The organism is Terrabacter sp. P5_B1, assembly GCF_056400505.1.
Genome location: NZ_JBFULD010000057.1, coordinates 1 through 15,997 on the forward strand (window position 1 = coordinate 1; position 15,997 = coordinate 15,997).

A 15,997-nucleotide genomic window follows, 5' to 3' on the forward strand; every position below is an offset into this window, starting at 1 on the left:
GCGGGGGCAGGGCCAGCGCGGACTGAAACCTCAGGGGGAAGGCACGCCCATGCGAACGTACGTCCCGATCTCTGCAGCGGTGTTGCTCGCTGCCTCCGCTCTCACCGTCACCGGCTCTGTGCCTGTTGCGACGGCAGCGGCCACGACGACGGCCGCGACGACGGTGACGGCCCCATGCAGCGGCTCCGCGGCCGGCGCGGCCCCCGCGGCGTGGGACCACGTCACCCTGATCATGTTCGAGAACAAGCCGCTGAAGAAGATCATCGGCAACACCGCTGACGCGCCCTACATCAACTCGATCGCCAAGGCGTGCAGCTACTCGAAGAACGATCTCTCCCTGTCGACCACGAGCCTCGCCAACTACGTCGCGCTCACCTCCGGGTACACCGGCTGCGACAAGGCCGACACGAACGGCATCTGCACCCACGAGCTGCCGATCACGGCGAACAAGCCGCCGAGCTCCTGGCCGCAGGCCTCGAAGAGCATCTTCGAGCTGATGAACACCGCGGCGCCGGGCAGTGCGGTGGAGTGGGCGGAGGACAGCCAGGGCAACTGCTACACCGGTGGGGCCGGCCTGTTCACGGTCACGCACACGCCCTTCCCGTACTACACGCGGACGCAGAACACCCTGTGTCTGCAGTACGCAAAGCCGTTCCCCGCGAACAGCGCCGACGTGTTGTCCGCGAAGTTCAACCTCGTGATCCCGAACAAGCAGGACATCATGCACCTGGTGCCCAACAGCACGATCGCGCAACGAATCCAGAACGGCGACAACTGGCTCAAGGGCTACCTGCCGGGCCTGTTGAACTCCGCGACGTACCAGGCCGGCCGCTCCGCCATCATCATCACCTGGGACGAGGGCAACGGCAGCACGTTCACCGTGCCGCTGATCGTGATCACCCCATACACCACTGCCGGCGGCATCTCCTCCGTCGCCGTCGACCACTACTCGGTTCTCAAGGGCATCGAACAGATGGTCGGTCAGACCCAGCTCCTGGGCCACGCCGGCGACCCGGGGAAGTCCTCCATCCGGGACGACTCGCTCTTCCGCCTGAAGTAGGCAGCCGCCGCAGAGTTCCGAGGCCACACCGCTCAGACGGGGTCCTTGGCGAGGTAGGCGAGCGCTGCCACGACGAGTGCGGCCGTGCCGGTGTCGAGGGTCGGCTGGAGGAGAGGCGCGAAGAAGGGGGAGTGGTTCGGCGGCGCTGGGGTGCCGGCAGCGAAACCGCCCACGCCCCAGTAGGCGTACGGCGTTTCGAACGCGTCCGGGATGCGACTGAAGTCCTCGCTGGCCGTGACCCGGCCGAGGTCGACGACCTGGTCCCCGAAGTGCCTTCGGAACGCGCGGTTGACTCGGTCACCCACCGCGGCGTCGTTGGTGGTGAGGGGGTACTGGTCGTAGTACTCGAAGGTGGGCGGTTGCGGGGACCCGGCGCCGTCGCACTCCGCGCGGACGATGCGTTCGATGGCGTCCAGCACGTGGCGACGTACGCCGTCGTCGTAGGTCCTCACGTTGAGCAGCAGCACGGCCCGGTCCGCAATGATGTTGCTCTTCGTCCCGGCCACGCTGCTGCCGACCGTGACGACCGCGAACTCTCCCGGTTTCGTCTCGCGGGCCACGATCGTCTGCAGCCGCAGGACGATGGAGGCGGCGAGCACGACCGGGTCGACGCTCAGGTGCGGCATCGAGCCGTGTGAACCCTTGCCGAAGACCGTGATCCGGATGCTGTCGCCAGCGGACATCACGGGCCCGACCTGGGTGCCGATCGTCCCGGCGTCGAGCCCGAGGACGTGCTGGGCGAAGGCGACGTCAGGACGCGGTATGCGTTGTGCCAGTCCGTCCTCGAGCATCCCGCTCGCTCCTGCCGCCGTCTCCTCGGCCGGCTGGAACAGGGCGACGAAGGTCCCGCTCCAGTGCTGACGCTGGTCGGCGAGCAGCTCGGCGGCACCGAGCAGGCACGTCACGTGGACGTCGTGGCCGCAGGCGTGGGACACCCCGATGGTGGCGCCCGTCTCGTCGGTTGCGGTCTGCGTCGACGCATACGGCAGCTGGGTCAGCTCGGTCACCGGCAGCGCGTCCATGTCGGCGCGGCTCAGCACCGTGTCGCCAGGTCCGTTCGCCAGAACGCCGACGACACCGCCACCCAGGCGCTGGACCTCGAAGCCCCACTCGGTCAGTCGCTCGGCGGCTGCCGCCGAGGTGCGGGATTCCCGGCCGCTCAGCTCGGGGTGGGCGTGCAGGTCGCGGTAGAAGTCCTCCCGCCAGCCGCGCGTGCGGTCCATCCCGGCGAGCACCTTGTCAGCAGCTGTCATCGCTTCACCTCTCGTGGTGTCCCACCGACCAGTCCAACCGGTGAGTCGACCGTACCCACCGGCGCCATGACTTCCCCGTGTGACTCCGGGAAGACGGCACCCTGTCCGCCCCGGGCGACGGTCGAGGCGCAGGCTTCGGCGTACCGTGTCGGCATGGGGAGCGCGGTGGTCCGGGAGGAGCTCGAGTGACCGCCCAGAGCGTCCTGCTGCTGCTCGACCTCGCAGGCACCGCCGTCTTCGCGCTCAACGGGGCGCTGACCGCGATCCGCGCGGCGCGGCTGGACATCGTCGGAGTGCTCACCCTCGGCATGATCACGGCCGTGGGTGGCGGCATCATCCGCGACGTCATCATCGGCGTCCTCCCGCCCGCGACGTTCAGGGACTGGCGCTATCTCGTGATCGCCGCTGCCGGCGCCCTCATCGCCTTCGCGGGGGGACGCAAGCTCCATCGCCTGGCCCTGCCGATCGAGGTCTTCGACGCGATGGGCCTCAGCCTGTTCGCCATCACCGGGGCCACCAAGGCACTTGATGCCGGCCTGGGTCCGCTGCAGGCCGTCATCCTCGGCGCCGTCACCGCCGTCGGGGGAGGCACCATCCGCGACGTGCTGATCGGGCGCGTCCCGACCGTGCTGAGCAGTGGGTTGTATGCCATCCCTGCCCTCGTCGGTGCCGTGATCACCGTGGTGGGTGTCGAGATCGGACTTCACGGCTGGGTCCCGACGTTGGTGGCCGGGGTCGCCTGCTTCGCCATCCGCATGGTCGGGATCCGTTTCGACCTCAACGCGCCGACGCCACCCGGCGCCTCGCGCGACTGAGCCCCTACCGAGTGGGCGTCACATTCCGGCTGTCTCGATCGTCAGTAGAGCATCACACCCCACGACCAAGGAGCCGACCATGAAGACCATGACCTGCAGATCCCTCGGAGGACCCTGCGACCTCGAGCACCACGGCGACAACGCCGACGACGTCATCAAGGCCCAGGACCGCCACCTCCGCGACGCGGAGAAGGCGGGGGACGTCACCCACCAGGACGCCCGCGACGCGATGAAGAGTCGCTGGCGGCACCCGAAGAAGTCGATGGACTGGTACCGCGACGCCAAGCAGGCCTTCGCCGCCACGGCAGAAGACTGACCCCCAGGCCCGCGCCCAAGGAGGACCTCTCGCGCCGTTCGATCTGGCTGGGTGGCCGCGGTTGTCGTCCTACCGGAGTACGAGGTCGGGCCCGACCTCGGCGCACGACGGGCAGCCCGCGAGCGCCAGTGCTTCCTCGACCTCAGACGCCATCTCGTCGAGCAGGCCTCGCACTCCGTCGGATCCGCCGGTGGCGAGGGCCCAGATCACCGGACGGCCGACCAGCACGGCCCGGGCGCCGAGCGCGAGCGCCTTGAGGACGTGTGATCCGGTGCGCACGCCCCCGTCGACGTAGACCTCCACGCGGTCGCCGACAGCCTCGGCCACCTCCGGGAGCGCCAGCGGGGTGGGCACGACCCCGTCGAGCTGGCGACCGCCATGGGTCGAGACGACGACGGCCGAGGCGCCCGCGGCCACACAGTCCCGGGCGGCCTCGGAGGTCAGCACTCCCTTCGCCACGATGGGCAGGCCACTGGCCGCGGCGAGCCGCTCGAGATCGCGGGGGCCGACGTCCTCGGCCTGCATCAGCCGTGGATCAGCGACGTCGCGGTGGTCGAGCGCCTCGATGATGCCGGTGCTCGGGAGCTCGGCCGGGAAGCCGGCGCGCTTGCGTGCCACGCGGGGAGTGTCGACGGTGACGACCAGGGCCAGCGCGCCGGCGGCCGCGGCGCGCTGGCCGATCTCGTCGGTGACGCCTCGGTCCTGCAGCACGTAGAGCTGCTGCCAGAAAGGTCCGGCCGCAGCCGCGACGTCCTCCACCGGACTGCTCGAGCGCATCGACAGCACGAGGAGACTCCCCGCCGCCCGAGCCCCGCGGGCGACAGCCACCTCACCCTCGGGGTGCGCGAGCTTGTGGGACGCGGTCGGTGCCACGAGCACCGGTGACGCCACGGGGTGTCCGAGCACCTGGGTGCCCGGGGACGTGGCCGAGACATCCCTGAGGACCCTCGGCCGGAGCAGCACCTCGTCCCAGGCCTGCTGCTGCCCTGCGAGGGTGCTCTCGGCCCCGGCGCCTGCTGCGAAGTAGGCGAAGACGTCCTCCGGCAGGGTCGCCTGCGCCCGCCCCATCAGCGAAGTGTGGTCGATCATCGTCGCTGGCCCAGCCGGTCGGCCTCGACCCGGATCCACTCCAGCTCGCGCGAGACGTAGGCCATCAGGGTGTCCAAGACCGACGCGGGATATCCCGGCCGGAACCTCTCGAAAGCCGCTGCCACCGTTCCGAAGCTCAGCGCGCGACCCGACATGCCGAGCATCCTGACATGGTTCGCGCCTCGAGGGGCTGGCGATCCGGCCGTCCCGTGCGGCAGATCTTCACCAAGCACTTGCCGCAGGCAAAGCCATCGTTCCCTCCCGGCGTCGGCGGAGGCGCTGCAACAGGTGACCCGTGACCTGCTCGGCTCGCCGTGCGCGGCGTCGACGAGGTGGGGGAGGTGTCGCTGCCCCAGATGCGGCTGCTCTTCGGCCTTGCACCCGTCCCGGGCCATTGGGCGGGTGACCCTGGCGCGGATCGCCAAGCACCTCCTCGAGCTGACCTGAGCCGGCAGCGCTCGGCCGCTGGCGGCGGCAGGGTGTGGTGGCGCGGGAAGCGGGTACGACAGTCCTCGTCCGACAAACGCGCCGCCCACCGGCGCCAGAGGCACGAGGGACTCCCCATGACGGCATACAGCACCATCGTCCGTGCCACGCACGTGCTCACCAACGCGGCTTGGTTYGGCGGCTCCCTCGCGGGTGCCGTTGCACTGAACCCTGCCTCTCGGAAGGGTGACGACGCGCGCGAACGCGCGGAGATCGCCGACGAGGGATGGCGACAGTGGGGACCGGTGCAGGGGGCCGCGGTCGGCCTCCACCTGCTGAGCGGCATCGCCATCCTCGCCGACAACCGTCGTCGCGTCGKCGGGCACCGCCCGACCGCGGCGGCGGTCGTCCTCAAGACGGCGCTGACCCTGGGGGCGGTCATGGTGAGCGCCGAGGCGTACCGCTCCGGAGCCGAGCTCGGCGATGCGCTCGAGCGTGCCGAGACGGATCCGGCGGCCCGGGACCAGGCGCGGTCGCTCACCCAGCGGATGAGCTGGCTGCAGTGGGCCACCCCTGGTGCGACCGCAGGACTGCTGGTGCTCGATGCCTACCTCGGCGAGCAGCAGCGTGGCCCCGCGGGACTGCTCGACCCGCCGTCCAGCTTGAGGCGCCGGTCGTGACGCGCGAGTTCGCGTTCGCCTTCGAGGGCCGCTACCGGCTGCCCGCTCTCGCCTTCGGGATCACGCCGGCCACCGCGCAAGTCGTCGTTGCCGACGACGAGCTCCTCGTGCGGTTCGGTCCCTGGCGGCTGCGCACCCAGCTGGCCAACGTGGCCGGCTCCCAGGTGAGCTCGGGGTATGCCTTCTACCGCACGGCGGGACCGGCCCACCTGTCGCTCGCCGACCGTGGCGTCACGTTCGCGACGAACTCGCGCCAGGGTCTGTGCGTGTCGTTCGTCCAGCCCGTCCACGGCATCGAGCCCACGGGCATGCTTCGTCACCCCGCCGCCACGGTGACGGTCGAGGACCCAGCGGCCCTCGCCGAGGCCCTGGGCCGCTGACGCCGAAGGGGCCTGGGCCGCCTCAGTCCCGCGAAGCCGCCACGGAGGCGAAGAGATTGAGGCCGAGGCGTTCGGCGAGGTACTTGGTGGCGAGCTGACCGCGAACGCTGTTGCCGGCCGGGTCCAGGGGAGGGGAGAAGGTCGCCAAGCCGCCCTTGCCCGGCGCGACGGTGACGATGCCGCCACTCACCCCGCTCTTTCCCGGCATCCCGACCTCGTAGAGCCAGTCTCCCGACAGCTCGTAGAGACCGGCTGTGGCCATGACCGCGAGCACGCGTCGGCACACCCCGCGCCCGACGACGGCGTGGCTGGTCACGGGGTTGATGCCCCCGTTGGCCAGCGTGGCGGCCATGACCGCAAGGTCATGCACGGTCACATCGAGCGAGCACTGGCGGGTGTAGATGTCGGTGGCTTGGTCGGGATCGAAGTAGAGGCGGCCGTAGCTCTCCAGCAGGTGGGCGATGCCCTGGTTGCGCAGGTTGGTGGCGGACTCGGAGGCGTAGACCTCCTCGTTGACGATCAACTCGCGTCCCGCGAACCGTGACAGCCCCTCCCTGATCCCTTCCCACTTCTCCTGCGCGGTCGCTCCGGGCGCCAAGCTCGTGGCCGCCATCGCTCCCGCGTTGACCAATGGGTTCATCGTTCGGTCGACGTTCAGCTCGACCGCCATCAGGGAGTCGAAAGGGAACCCCGTGCTGTTGACGCCGAGACGGCGGCGTGCCTCCCCGTATCCGATGGCGTCGCACACCAGCGCGAACACGAAGGGCTTCGAGACGCTCTGGATCGAGAACCTCGTCTCGACGTCACCGATCTCGAACGAGTTCCCGCGAGCCCCGACCACGGAGATCCCGAACCAGCTCGGAGACGCCTGCGCGAGCGCCGGGATGTAGGCGGCCACCTCTCCGTCGGCGTTCGACCGGTACCGCTCGAACGCTTCGGTGACGACGACCCGGACCTCCTCGGCCTGGGGCAGCTCCCCGGTGGAGATCGGCGACGCCGTGCCGTCCTCGTCGAACGGGAGCTGCTCGTGCATCGACAGCCGGGTCATGGGTCGCCTCCACCGCTGGATGCCGGAAGCCTACGACAGTCGAAGGCCTGACCACGCAGAGTCGGATGCACCCGACTCTGGCATCGTCGTACCGGCCCCGTGGGAGACTTCAGCATGCGGGTGCTGTGCTCGACGACGGCAGGCGACGGCCACTTCGGGCCGCTGAAGGTGCTCGCCCAGGCGTGCCGCGCCGCGGGTCACGAGGTGCGAGTAGCCGCCCCGGCTTCGTTCGCCGCTGCGGTGCAGCGCGCCGGCCTGGACCATGCTCCGTTCGCCGATGCGCCCGCTGCCGCGATGGGTGAGGTCTTCGAGTCGTTGCCGAGGATGAGCCGCGTCGATGCGAACCGCACCGTGATGGCGGACGTGTTCGGCCGCCTCGACGCCCAGGCCGCGTTCCCCGATGTGTTGGCCGTGGTCGACGCGTGGCGAGCTGATGTGGTCCTCCGGGAACCAGCGGAGCTCGGTTCGCTCGCTGCGGCCGAGGCTGCCGGAGTTCCGCACGCGAGGTGGCCATCCGAGTCGCGGCCCTGATGGAGTGGGGCCGGACGTGCCTGGTGGAACCGCTGTCCGAGCTGGACGAGATCACGGGATTCCAGGTCGGGCACCTCCTGCGGGCGGCGGGCCGCTCACCGGTGTTCACGATGGTCCCGGAGAGCCTGGACCAGGCTGTGCGCGGCTCGGCACCCGCCGATGCACCGGACCGCGCCGTGGTCCGGTTCCGGACAGAGCGCGAGGCAGATGGGGGGCGTCTTCCCCGGTCCTGGGGCGACCCGGACGCCCCGTTGGTCTACGTCACCTTCGGGACGGTCGCGGCCGGACTGGGGCACCTGCGCGAGGTCTTCGCGGCAGCGCTCAGGTCCCTGGCCGCCCTGCCCGTCCGAGTGCTGCTGACCACCGGCCACGGCGATCGGGTCGAGCTGGCGGACGTGCCGGCGAATGCGCACGTCGAGCAGTACTGGCCGCAGGACCAGGTGATGCCGCTGGCCGCGGTGGTCGTGGGCCACGGCGGGTTCGGGACCATCCTGTCGGCGCTGACCGCCGGGGTGCCGCAGGTCGTCGTGCCGCTGTTCACCACCGACCAGCACCTCAACGCCGAGGCAGTGTCGACCCTCGGAGCCGGTCTGGGCGTCCTCGGTGGACCCGAGGCGATGCCCGACGCCGCGGCTGCCGTCAGCCGCATCCTGTCGGACCCCGACATCCGCAGCCGGGCCGGGGAGGTGGCCGCGCAGATCGCCGCGCTGCCAGTGGCTGCGGACGTCGTGGACGAGATCTGCCACCTTGCAAATCCCAGCAGCGGCGGCACCACGGCGGAACCGTCGCCCGGCACCTGAGACCCTCGGCCGACTACACCGGTTGGGGTGGCCAACCTGCGGTGACCGGTCTGGCGGAGTGCCCCGCCACCTGGGGTCGACCGTCGATGGTCCGGAGGAGCACCTCGGCGTGGTTCGTGACGTCGTAGGCAGCGCCGGCCCGACTTCCCGCGGCGCCTGGCGGGAGCCGCTCGTCCAGTTCTGCCATGTCCACGAAGAGCACGAGCTCGAGATCCGCACCGAGCGGGCGGGGGCGACCGACGGTGCCGCTCCGTGCCCACCATTCGGCGAAAACCTCCTCGTCGAGGCGGATCTCGCTTGCCTCGAACTCACGGTAGTGCGCCGTGCTCCGGTCACCCGAGGCCAAGCCGCGGGCAAGCCCGTCCAGGGCCCCGCAGGCGACCAGTGGCACGGCCCGGTTGGCAAGCCAACTCTGTGCGCGCGCGAGCCGGTAGTCGCTCGTCATCAGCGCCTGAGCCGCGTCAAGACGTCCGTGGACGACCAGGGCGTCCAAGTACAGCCGCGCCACCGCGACGGCCGGGCTCATCGGGTGCCCGAGCTCGTCGTTGCGCTCGTCGACCAGTCTCCCGCTCTCGGTACGCGCGGTACCCGTCGCCGTCACCGACCCCACGGCGTGCACTTACCCTCGTGGGGAGGCTGTTAACGAGAGGTGCGATTGCGGCTGGGGCGCCGTGCCTCGGATGACCGTTCGGGATGGTTCAGACGGTTGTCGGAGCCCGGCGTTCCTCGCCTCAGGACGCGGGCAACTGCTCCAGCTGGCGCGCGAGCTCGGTCAGGGACGACGCAACGAGGTCAGCGGCATGCATGGGCTCGGGGTAGGGGCCGCCCGTCCGGTTGATGAAGGCGGCCCGTAGCCCGGCAGCCTTGGCCCCGTGGATGTCCCACGGATGGACGGCGACCAGCATCGCGTTGTCGGCCGCCACGGCGCACTCGCCGAGCGCATACGCGTAGGCGGAGGCAGCGGGCTTCCATGCCGCTGCGTCCTCGACGGACAGGACTCTCTCGAAGGCGTCCCGGATGCCGCCGCGCTCGAAGAGGCCCTCGGCCACATCGGCCGCCCCGTTGCTCAGGGTCACGAGCCGCACGTCCATCGCAGCCAGGGCGCGTATGCCGTCCACCACGTCATCGTGCAGGGGGAGCTCCAGGAAGCCCGCCATGATGTGCCGGCTCGCCGCCTCGACGTTGGCCTTGTCGTGCAGCACGGTGTGCAGCGACGCACGCGCGACGTCGCTGAAGCTGGGGTTCTGGCCGGTGAGCGTCAGGGCGAAACCGTCACGCAGCAGCCCGGCGAACCACGGCGCTGCGAGATGGGGCGGCACACCGACCTCGACGAAACGGTCGCCGAGGTGCGTCATGTCGGACAGCGTCTCGTTGACGTCGAAGACGAGAAGCCGAGGTCGCCGCTCGAGGGCGGAAGGCGTCGCAGAGGTCATGGCCCCATGGTGGCCCCCGGGCCCGGGAGCCTCGTCGTCAGGTGCCTCGGGAAGCTCCGCGACGGCCCAGGTGAACGAGGCAGGCACCCTCACGCGCGAACGGGATCAGGCCCACCTCGACGTCAGAGGCGCCGCTGCTGTCCAGGCCGCGCGGAGCATCTCCTCGTGCATCGTGCACAACGACCCCCGGGTGCGCGCGGGCCGACTCGAGTAGGAGCCGAGCGAGGCGTCCCCACAGGCGACTTCACGGCATACGACCCCGTCCTGCCCCCGCTCACGACGGCGCGGACGCATCGGCTGACGCTCACCGTCAGGGAGCACGAGCAGGAGGTGGCGCCCGGCGTCTGGCAGCGGCGGTGGACCCACAACGGCACGACGCCTGGCCCACCCTGCACGGCCGGGTCGGCGACGTCTTCGAGGTCACTCTCGTCAACCCCGGCACCATGGGCCACTCGATCGACTTCCACGCGGGTTCCCGGGCACCGGACGCCGCCATGCGGACCGTCCCGGCGGGCGGCAGCCTGACCTACCGCTTCACCGACGCGGGCGGGCATGTGGATGTACCACTGCGCCACGATGCCGATGTCGGCGCACATCTCGGCCGGACTCTTCGGGGCGGTCGTGATCGAGCGGCCGGGCCTACCGGCCGTTGACCGGTCCTACGTACTCGTGCAGTCCGAGGCCCACCTCGGTGCCAGCACGATCCGGAGCTCCGCCAGCGAGGTGGACGCGGCCAAGGCGCAGGCCGACACCACCGATGTCGTCAGCTACAACGGCGTGGCCTACCAGTACGACACGACGCCCCTGACGGCACGGGTGGGGAAGCGGGTCCGCTTCTGGGTGCTGGACGCCGGGCCGAACCGGGCCACGAGCTTCCACGTCGTCGGGGCACAGTTCGACGCCACGTATGCCGAGGGCGGCCGGCTGCTGCGTGCGGGCTCACCGGGCGCGGCGCCCATGGAACAGTGGTCGTGCAGCCTTGAGGACCACCACGGAGAGGACGTGCTGATGTGCAGCTACTGCGGATGTGCCGACCTCGAGGTGGTCGGGCGGTTCATGGCCGAGCACGAGCACATCGTCAACCACCTGGGTGCCCTGCGTGACGGGCTCGAGGACCCCGACCGCAGGCGGGCGGCGGCCGAGACGCTCGCCGCTCACCTTCTGCCGCACGTGGAGGCCGAGGAGGTCGGCCTCTTCACGGTGATGGCGCGTGACGAGCTCTTCACGGACCACATCGCCACGCTCTGCGGCGAGCACCATGAGCTCGACGAGCTGCTGGCCCGGGTCGCCGACGGCGAGGTCGAGCTCTACCCGCACTTCGAGGACGCGCTTCGGGAGCACATCAACCGTGAGGACAATGGTCTCTTCCCCGCGGCGGCCATCCACCTCGGCGGACCCGAGTGGGACGAGGTGGAGCAGCTGACTCCCCGGGTCGCCACCGCGGACCAGGCCCACCCGGGGTAGACCGGGCTGGATCCGGCCTAGCGTGCGGACGCGTCGCCCACGCGGGCCTTGGTGTCGGCCCTCGGCTCGGCGCCCGGCTCGGCGCCCGGCTCGTGACGGCCGGCCCGCGTGAGGCCGATGGGCCACCAGATGCGGTCGCCGAGGTCGTAGGAGACGGCCGGGACGAGCAGGCTGCGCACGACGAGCGTGTCGAGCAGGACGCCGAAGGCGACGATGAAGGCGATCTGCACGAGGAAGAGGATCGGCAGCACGGCAAGGGCCGAGAACGTCGATGCGAGAACGACGCCCGCGCTCGTGATGACACCACCCGTGACGGCGAGACCGACGAGGATGCCGGGGCGGGTGCCCCGTATGCGGGACTCCTCGCGGACGCGCGTCATGAGGAAGATCGAGTAGTCGATGCCCAGGGCCACGAGGAAGACGAAGCCGTAGAGCGGCGTCGACGGGTCGGATCCCGGAAATCCGAAGACGTGGTTGAAGGCGATGGCCGAGACGCCCATCGTCGCGGCGAACGACAGGACGTTCGCGGCGACGAGGACGAGCGGGGCCACGATCGACCGCAGCAGGAGCATCAGGACGACGAAGATCACGGCGAGGATCGTCGGGATGATGACCTTGAGGTCGCGTTCGCTCGCGAGCCGCACGTCGAGGTTCGTGGCCGTCGTCCCACCGACGAGGACGTCGCTGCCGACCCGGTCGAGAGACTCGCGGAGCGTCTCGATGGCGTCCTCGGCCGCCACGCTGTCGGCAGCCGCATCGAGCGTCGCCTGCACGATGACCTGACCGTCGACGACCTTGGGCGGCTGTCCGGGCACGAGACCCACCTGTGGGCTGCTGACCCCGTCGGTCGACTCGAGCACCCGGACCACGGCATCGGCCTCGGCTTCGGGGGCGGCGATCTGGACGGGTGAGCCTGATCCGGCAGGGAAGTGGCGCGCGAGCACCTCCTGCCCGGTGACGGAGTCCACCTGGGTGAGGAAGAGGTCGGACTGGGCGATGCCGCGGGCGTTGAGCGTCGGCAGGAACGCCGCACAGGTGGCGAGGGCGAGGAGGGTGACCACCCACGTACGCCGGGGGTGACGCCCGACCATGCCGGCGACGCGCCCCCAGATCCCGCGGGTGCCGACGGCGTCCGCGCTGTGGACGTGGTCGACCCGGGGAACCTGGGGCCAGAAGATGCGCCGGCCGATGAGGAGCAGGACCGCGGGCAGGAAGGTCAGGGACGCGACGAAGGCACCGACGATGCCCAGCGCGCCGACGGGACCCAGGCCTTTGGTGCTGCCGAGATCCGACAGGCGCAGGCAGAGGAGCCCGAGGACGACGGTGGCGGCGCTCGCGGCGATCGGTTCTACCGAGGCGCGCCACGCGATCTTCATCGCCGCCCACGTCGACTCCTCGTCGTGCAGCTCCTCCTTGAACCGCGCGACGAGGAGCAGCGCGTAGTCGGTCGCGGCGCCGACGACGAGGATCGACAGGATGCCCTGGCTCTGGCCGCTCAGGCTGATCGTGCCGTTCTCGGCGAGCGGGAAGACGACGAGCGCCGCGAGGGAGAGGCCGAACACCGCCGAGATGAGCACGGCGAAGGGCAGGATCGGGCTGCGGTAGACGATGAGCAGGATGAGGAAGACGACCCCGAGCGCGACGAGCAGCAGGATGCCGTCGATGCCGCCGAAGGCGATGATGAAGTCGGCGAAGAAGCCGCCGGCCCCCGTCACGTGGACGGTCAGCCCGGACGCACCCAGCGTCGACGCAGCGGACTCGCGCAGGGCCTGCGCGACGGCATACAACGCGGTGTCCCCGGCGATGGTGACCTCGGCCTTGTCGGCGAGGAAGGCGACGGGGACGAGCACGGCCTGCTTGTCCTGGCTGGGGATCGCGAGCTTCGGGGGCGACTGCAGGAACTCGCCGACGGTGCGTCCGGGGTCGGCGAGCTCCAGACCGGGGATGCCGTCGACGTAGCGCTGGACCGCGGCGAGGTCCGCCGGGGTCAGCCCGCTCGGGCGCTCGACGACGACGAGGTAGGGCAGCGTCTGGGTGTCGGTCGTGCGCGCCACGAGCTTGCTCACCGACGTCGACTCCGCCGACGGGGGAAGGAAGTTCGCGTTGTCGTTGGTGGCGACCTCGGAGAGCCGGCCCACGAGTGGACCGCCGACGCCTCCGATGGCGAGCCAGGCCAGCACGGCCAGTAAGGCCACCCACCGGACGGCGGCGCGGCCCTTCGGTCTGTTCGACCCGTGCCTGCCCCCGGATGCGTCGCTCATGGACTCATCATGGGGCAGGCGCGCGCCACAAGGTTGGACAGTCGGCCGGGCCGGTCCATGCCAGGACGGCCACCTCCCGCGGGGCCTGGCTCCCGATTTCGATGGTGCGCCGACCGTTCGGGGAGGACACTCGTCGAGAGGGACCAGACTCACAGGTCGATGGGGGACTCGCATGGGCGGGTTCGAAGGCACGGGCGACGAGGCGGTCGAGGGTGCCCACGAGCTCGCCGACCGGCTCGCGACGACGCAGGAACAGCTGCGAGCCACGAGCGACATCCTCAAGGTCCTCACGGCCTCGACGGCAGGGGGCGCCGCCAGCCGGGACGAGGTCTTCGACGCGGTCGTCGACAGCGCCCGGCGCCTCCTCGGGGCACAGGTGGCGCAGATCTACCTCGTGCAGGGCGACTCCTTCGTGCTGGCGCGGTCGAGCGGACTGACGCCGGAGTTCGTCGACTTCGTCTCGCAGCACCCGATCGTGCGCGACCGGGCGACCCTGGTCGGTCGAGTCACCCTCGACCGGAGAGTGCACCAGATCGAGGACGTCCTCGCCGACCCGGACTACCGGCGCACCGACTTCCAGCGGGTCGGCGGCTACCGGACGATGATGGGCGCCCCGATGCTGGTCGGCGACCAGGTCGTCGGCGCTCTCAACGTGTGGCGCACCCAGGTATCGCCCTTCGACGAAGCCGCCGAGCAGCTCCTGTCGACGTTCGCCGAGCAGGCGGCTCTCGCGCTGCGGCACGTCGAGCTCATCTCGGCGCTCGAGGGCCGGTCGGCCGAGCTGGCCCGCAAGGTCGACCAGCTCGAGGCGCTCGCCGAGGTGGGGGAGGCGATCAGCTCGACGCTCGTCGCCGACGAGGTGCTGACGACGATCGTCAGCCACGCGGTCGAGCTCTCGGACACCGACGGCGGGTCACTCATGGAGTTCGACGAGGTGACGGGACTCTTCCGTGTCCGCACGGCCTACGGCACGAGTGAGGCCGTCATCGACGCGCTGCGGAGCGCGGAGATCCACATCGACCGCACGTGGGTGGGCCGGGCCACGCGCAGTCGACAGGTACTCCAGATCCCCGACCTCGACGCCGAGCCCGAGCCGCTCGACCCGCACCTGGCCGTGCTCCACGCCTCCGGGTGGCGCTCCCTCGTCGCGATCCCGCTCGTGCGCCCCGACCGGGTCGTCGGCGCTCTCGTCGTGCGCCGCAAGTCGACCGGGTCGTTCAGCGACGAGACCTGTGAGCTGCTCGCGGCCTTCGCGAGCCAGTCGGCGGTCGCCCTGACCAACGCGCGCCTCTACCAGCAGCTCGAGCAGCAGAGCGGGGCCCTCGCGGAGGCGAGCCRCCACAAGTCGGAGTTCCTCGCGAGCATGTCGCACGAGCTGCGGACCCCGCTCAACGCCGTCATCGGCTTCTCCGAGGTGCTCCTCGAGCGGATGTTCGGCGACCTCAACGAGCGACAGGAGGACTACCTCGAGGACATCCATGCCGCGGGCCGCCACCTGCTCGCGCTGCTCGGCGACATCCTCGACCTGTCGAAGATCGAGGCCGGACACATGGAGCTCGACCTCACGACCTTCCCCATCGACGACATCCTCGTCCAGGCGCTCTCGCTGGTGCGCGAGCGGGCCGCGCTGCACGGCATACGACTGACCCTGGAGGCGGCGGAAGGGCTAGGCCTCGTCACGGCGGACGAGCTGCGCCTCAAGCAGGTCCTGCTCAACCTGCTGAGCAACGCCGTGAAGTTCACGCCCGACGGCGGCAGCATCGACGTCCGCGCCTGGCGCGACGGTGAGGAGCTCGACGTCACGGTCACCGACACGGGCATCGGCATCGCACCGGCGGACCAGGAGCGCATCTTCGACTCCTTTCAGCAGGGCGAGCGGTCGGTGTCGTCGAGCGAGGGCACCGGCCTCGGTCTCACCCTGAGCCGCCGCATCGTCGAGCTGCACGGCGGGCGACTCTGGCTCACGAGCACACCGGGCGAGGGAAGCACCTTCGGGATCTCGGTCCCGCATCCCGACGCCGACCGCTCGGCCGGCGGGGACGTGTGGATGCTCGACGACGGCCCCGCCGACGGCCCGACGGTCGTCGTCATCGAGGACGACCCCCGCTCGGCCGAGCTCGTCGAGCTGCACCTGCGCGCAGCGGGTCTCCGTCCCGTCGCCGCGTCGACGGGCGAGCAGGGACTCGACCTCGTCCGGGCCCGGGACCCGGTCGCGGTCGTCCTCGACATCCACCTGCCCGGGATGGACGGGTGGGAGGTCCTGACCGAGCTCAAGAGCGACCCGGCCACGGCCCACGTGCCCGTGGTCGTGGTCAGCGTCGAGCCCGAGCGCGGCCGTGGCTTCGCCCTGGGGGCCACGGAGTACCTCGTGAAGCCCGTGAGCGGCGAGCACCTCCTCGCGGCGGTGACGCGGCTGCTCCCACCGCCGCGCGCGGACGAGC

At 70.8% G+C, this 15,997-nt stretch carries 16 protein-coding genes; 9 read left to right on the forward strand and 7 right to left on the reverse strand.

The window, feature by feature from the left end; translation table 11 throughout:
- Positions 1 to 49: 49 nt before the first annotated feature.
- Positions 50 to 1,060 (forward strand): alkaline phosphatase family protein, encoded by a 1,011-nt coding sequence (locus AC1DP0_RS06435; RefSeq protein ID WP_478083041.1) that lies wholly within the window; start codon positions 50 to 52, stop codon positions 1,058 to 1,060.
- A gap of 32 nt (positions 1,061 to 1,092) precedes the next feature.
- On the opposite strand, the gene AC1DP0_RS06440 is transcribed toward AC1DP0_RS06435, so the two are convergent.
- Positions 1,093 to 2,313 carry an amidohydrolase gene (locus AC1DP0_RS06440; RefSeq protein ID WP_478083042.1) on the reverse strand — a complete coding sequence of 407 codons (1,221 nt, stop codon included), beginning with the start codon at positions 2,311 to 2,313 and terminating at the stop codon, positions 1,093 to 1,095.
- 185 nt (positions 2,314 to 2,498) lie between these two features.
- Here AC1DP0_RS06440 and AC1DP0_RS06445 point away from each other — a divergent pair, with 185 nt between their 5' ends.
- Both AC1DP0_RS06445 and AC1DP0_RS06450 read left to right on the forward strand, forming a co-directional pair.
- On the forward strand, positions 2,499 to 3,128 hold the full coding sequence (locus AC1DP0_RS06445) for a trimeric intracellular cation channel family protein (RefSeq protein WP_478083043.1): 630 nt from the start codon (positions 2,499 to 2,501) through the stop codon (positions 3,126 to 3,128).
- Positions 3,129 to 3,207: 79 nt separating this feature from the next.
- On the forward strand, positions 3,208 to 3,444 hold the full coding sequence (locus tag AC1DP0_RS06450) for a DUF1059 domain-containing protein (RefSeq protein ID WP_478083044.1): 237 nt from the start codon (positions 3,208 to 3,210) through the stop codon (positions 3,442 to 3,444).
- A 69-nt stretch (positions 3,445 to 3,513) separates the two neighbouring features.
- On the opposite strand, the gene AC1DP0_RS06455 is transcribed toward AC1DP0_RS06450, so the two are convergent.
- Both AC1DP0_RS06455 and AC1DP0_RS06460 read right to left on the reverse strand, forming a co-directional pair.
- Complete coding sequence (locus AC1DP0_RS06455; protein WP_478083045.1) at positions 3,514 to 4,512, reverse strand: alpha-hydroxy acid oxidase; 999 nt, start codon at positions 4,510 to 4,512, stop codon at positions 3,514 to 3,516.
- Between the two features lie 17 nt (positions 4,513 to 4,529).
- The gene (locus tag AC1DP0_RS06460) at positions 4,530 to 4,688 is read right to left on the reverse strand and encodes a hypothetical protein (RefSeq protein WP_478083046.1); all 159 of its coding nucleotides are present in this window, start codon (positions 4,686 to 4,688) and stop codon (positions 4,530 to 4,532) included.
- Positions 4,689 to 5,096: 408 nt separating this feature from the next.
- Here AC1DP0_RS06460 and AC1DP0_RS06465 point away from each other — a divergent pair, with 408 nt between their 5' ends.
- Both AC1DP0_RS06465 and AC1DP0_RS06470 read left to right on the forward strand, forming a co-directional pair.
- Positions 5,097 to 5,639, forward strand: coding sequence for a hypothetical protein (locus tag AC1DP0_RS06465; RefSeq protein WP_478083047.1), 543 nt, complete (start codon positions 5,097 to 5,099; stop codon positions 5,637 to 5,639).
- Positions 5,636 to 6,019, forward strand: a complete 384-nt coding sequence (locus AC1DP0_RS06470) for a hypothetical protein (protein WP_478083048.1) — start codon at positions 5,636 to 5,638, stop codon at positions 6,017 to 6,019. The genes AC1DP0_RS06465 and AC1DP0_RS06470 overlap by 4 nt, the downstream gene beginning before the upstream one ends.
- 22 nt (positions 6,020 to 6,041) lie before the next feature.
- Here AC1DP0_RS06470 and glsA read toward each other — a convergent pair whose 3' ends face one another.
- The gene (glsA, locus tag AC1DP0_RS06475) at positions 6,042 to 7,067 is read right to left on the reverse strand and encodes a glutaminase A (protein ID WP_478083049.1); all 1,026 of its coding nucleotides are present in this window, start codon (positions 7,065 to 7,067) and stop codon (positions 6,042 to 6,044) included.
- A gap of 99 nt (positions 7,068 to 7,166) precedes the next feature.
- Here glsA and AC1DP0_RS06480 point away from each other — a divergent pair, with 99 nt between their 5' ends.
- A complete protein-coding gene (locus AC1DP0_RS06480; RefSeq protein ID WP_478083050.1) occupies positions 7,167 to 7,598 on the forward strand; it encodes a hypothetical protein in 432 nt (143 codons plus the stop codon).
- On the forward strand, positions 7,574 to 8,398 hold the full coding sequence (locus AC1DP0_RS06485; protein ID WP_478083051.1) for a glycosyltransferase: 825 nt from the start codon (positions 7,574 to 7,576) through the stop codon (positions 8,396 to 8,398). Before AC1DP0_RS06480 ends, AC1DP0_RS06485 begins: the two co-directional genes overlap by 25 nt.
- A gap of 13 nt (positions 8,399 to 8,411) precedes the next feature.
- Here the strand turns inward: AC1DP0_RS06485 and AC1DP0_RS06490 are convergent, their stop codons facing one another.
- Positions 8,412 to 8,999: a hypothetical protein gene (locus AC1DP0_RS06490; RefSeq protein ID WP_478083052.1), complete on the reverse strand. Its 588-nt coding sequence runs from the start codon at positions 8,997 to 8,999 to the stop codon at positions 8,412 to 8,414.
- Positions 9,000 to 9,129: 130 nt separating this feature from the next.
- On the reverse strand, positions 9,130 to 9,831 hold the full coding sequence (locus tag AC1DP0_RS06495) for a haloacid dehalogenase type II (RefSeq protein ID WP_478083053.1): 702 nt from the start codon (positions 9,829 to 9,831) through the stop codon (positions 9,130 to 9,132).
- A 552-nt stretch (positions 9,832 to 10,383) separates the two neighbouring features.
- Here AC1DP0_RS06495 and AC1DP0_RS06500 point away from each other — a divergent pair.
- Positions 10,384 to 11,295 carry a hemerythrin domain-containing protein gene (locus AC1DP0_RS06500; protein ID WP_478083054.1) on the forward strand — a complete coding sequence of 304 codons (912 nt, stop codon included), beginning with the start codon at positions 10,384 to 10,386 and terminating at the stop codon, positions 11,293 to 11,295.
- A 17-nt stretch (positions 11,296 to 11,312) separates the two neighbouring features.
- Here the strand turns inward: AC1DP0_RS06500 and AC1DP0_RS06505 are convergent, their stop codons facing one another.
- A complete protein-coding gene (locus AC1DP0_RS06505) occupies positions 11,313 to 13,556 on the reverse strand; it encodes an MMPL family transporter (RefSeq protein ID WP_478083055.1) in 2,244 nt (747 codons plus the stop codon).
- A gap of 172 nt (positions 13,557 to 13,728) precedes the next feature.
- On the opposite strand from AC1DP0_RS06505, the gene AC1DP0_RS06510 reads away from it, so the two are divergent.
- Positions 13,729 to 15,997 (forward strand): hybrid sensor histidine kinase/response regulator (locus AC1DP0_RS06510; RefSeq protein ID WP_478083056.1); only part of this gene is annotated, 2,269 nt, incomplete at its 3' end.

Coding starts and splice junctions, on each gene's coding strand:
- AC1DP0_RS06435 (WP_478083041.1), top strand. CDS start 50: ATGCGAACGTACGTCCCGATCTCTGCAGCGGTGTTGCTCGCTGCCTCC.
- AC1DP0_RS06440 (WP_478083042.1), bottom strand. CDS start 2,313: ATGACAGCTGCTGACAAGGTGCTCGCCGGGATGGACCGCACGCGCGGC.
- AC1DP0_RS06450 (WP_478083044.1), top strand. CDS start 3,208: ATGAAGACCATGACCTGCAGATCCCTCGGAGGACCCTGCGACCTCGAG.
- AC1DP0_RS06455 (WP_478083045.1), bottom strand. CDS start 4,512: ATGGGGCGGGCGCAGGCGACCCTGCCGGAGGACGTCTTCGCCTACTTC.
- AC1DP0_RS06460 (WP_478083046.1), bottom strand. CDS start 4,688: ATGTCGGGTCGCGCGCTGAGCTTCGGAACGGTGGCAGCGGCTTTCGAG.
- glsA (WP_478083049.1), bottom strand. CDS start 7,067: ATGACCCGGCTGTCGATGCACGAGCAGCTCCCGTTCGACGAGGACGGC.
- AC1DP0_RS06495 (WP_478083053.1), bottom strand. CDS start 9,831: ATGACCTCTGCGACGCCTTCCGCCCTCGAGCGGCGACCTCGGCTTCTC.
- AC1DP0_RS06500 (WP_478083054.1), top strand. CDS start 10,384: ATGTGGATGTACCACTGCGCCACGATGCCGATGTCGGCGCACATCTCG.
- AC1DP0_RS06505 (WP_478083055.1), bottom strand. CDS start 13,556: ATGAGCGACGCATCCGGGGGCAGGCACGGGTCGAACAGACCGAAGGGC.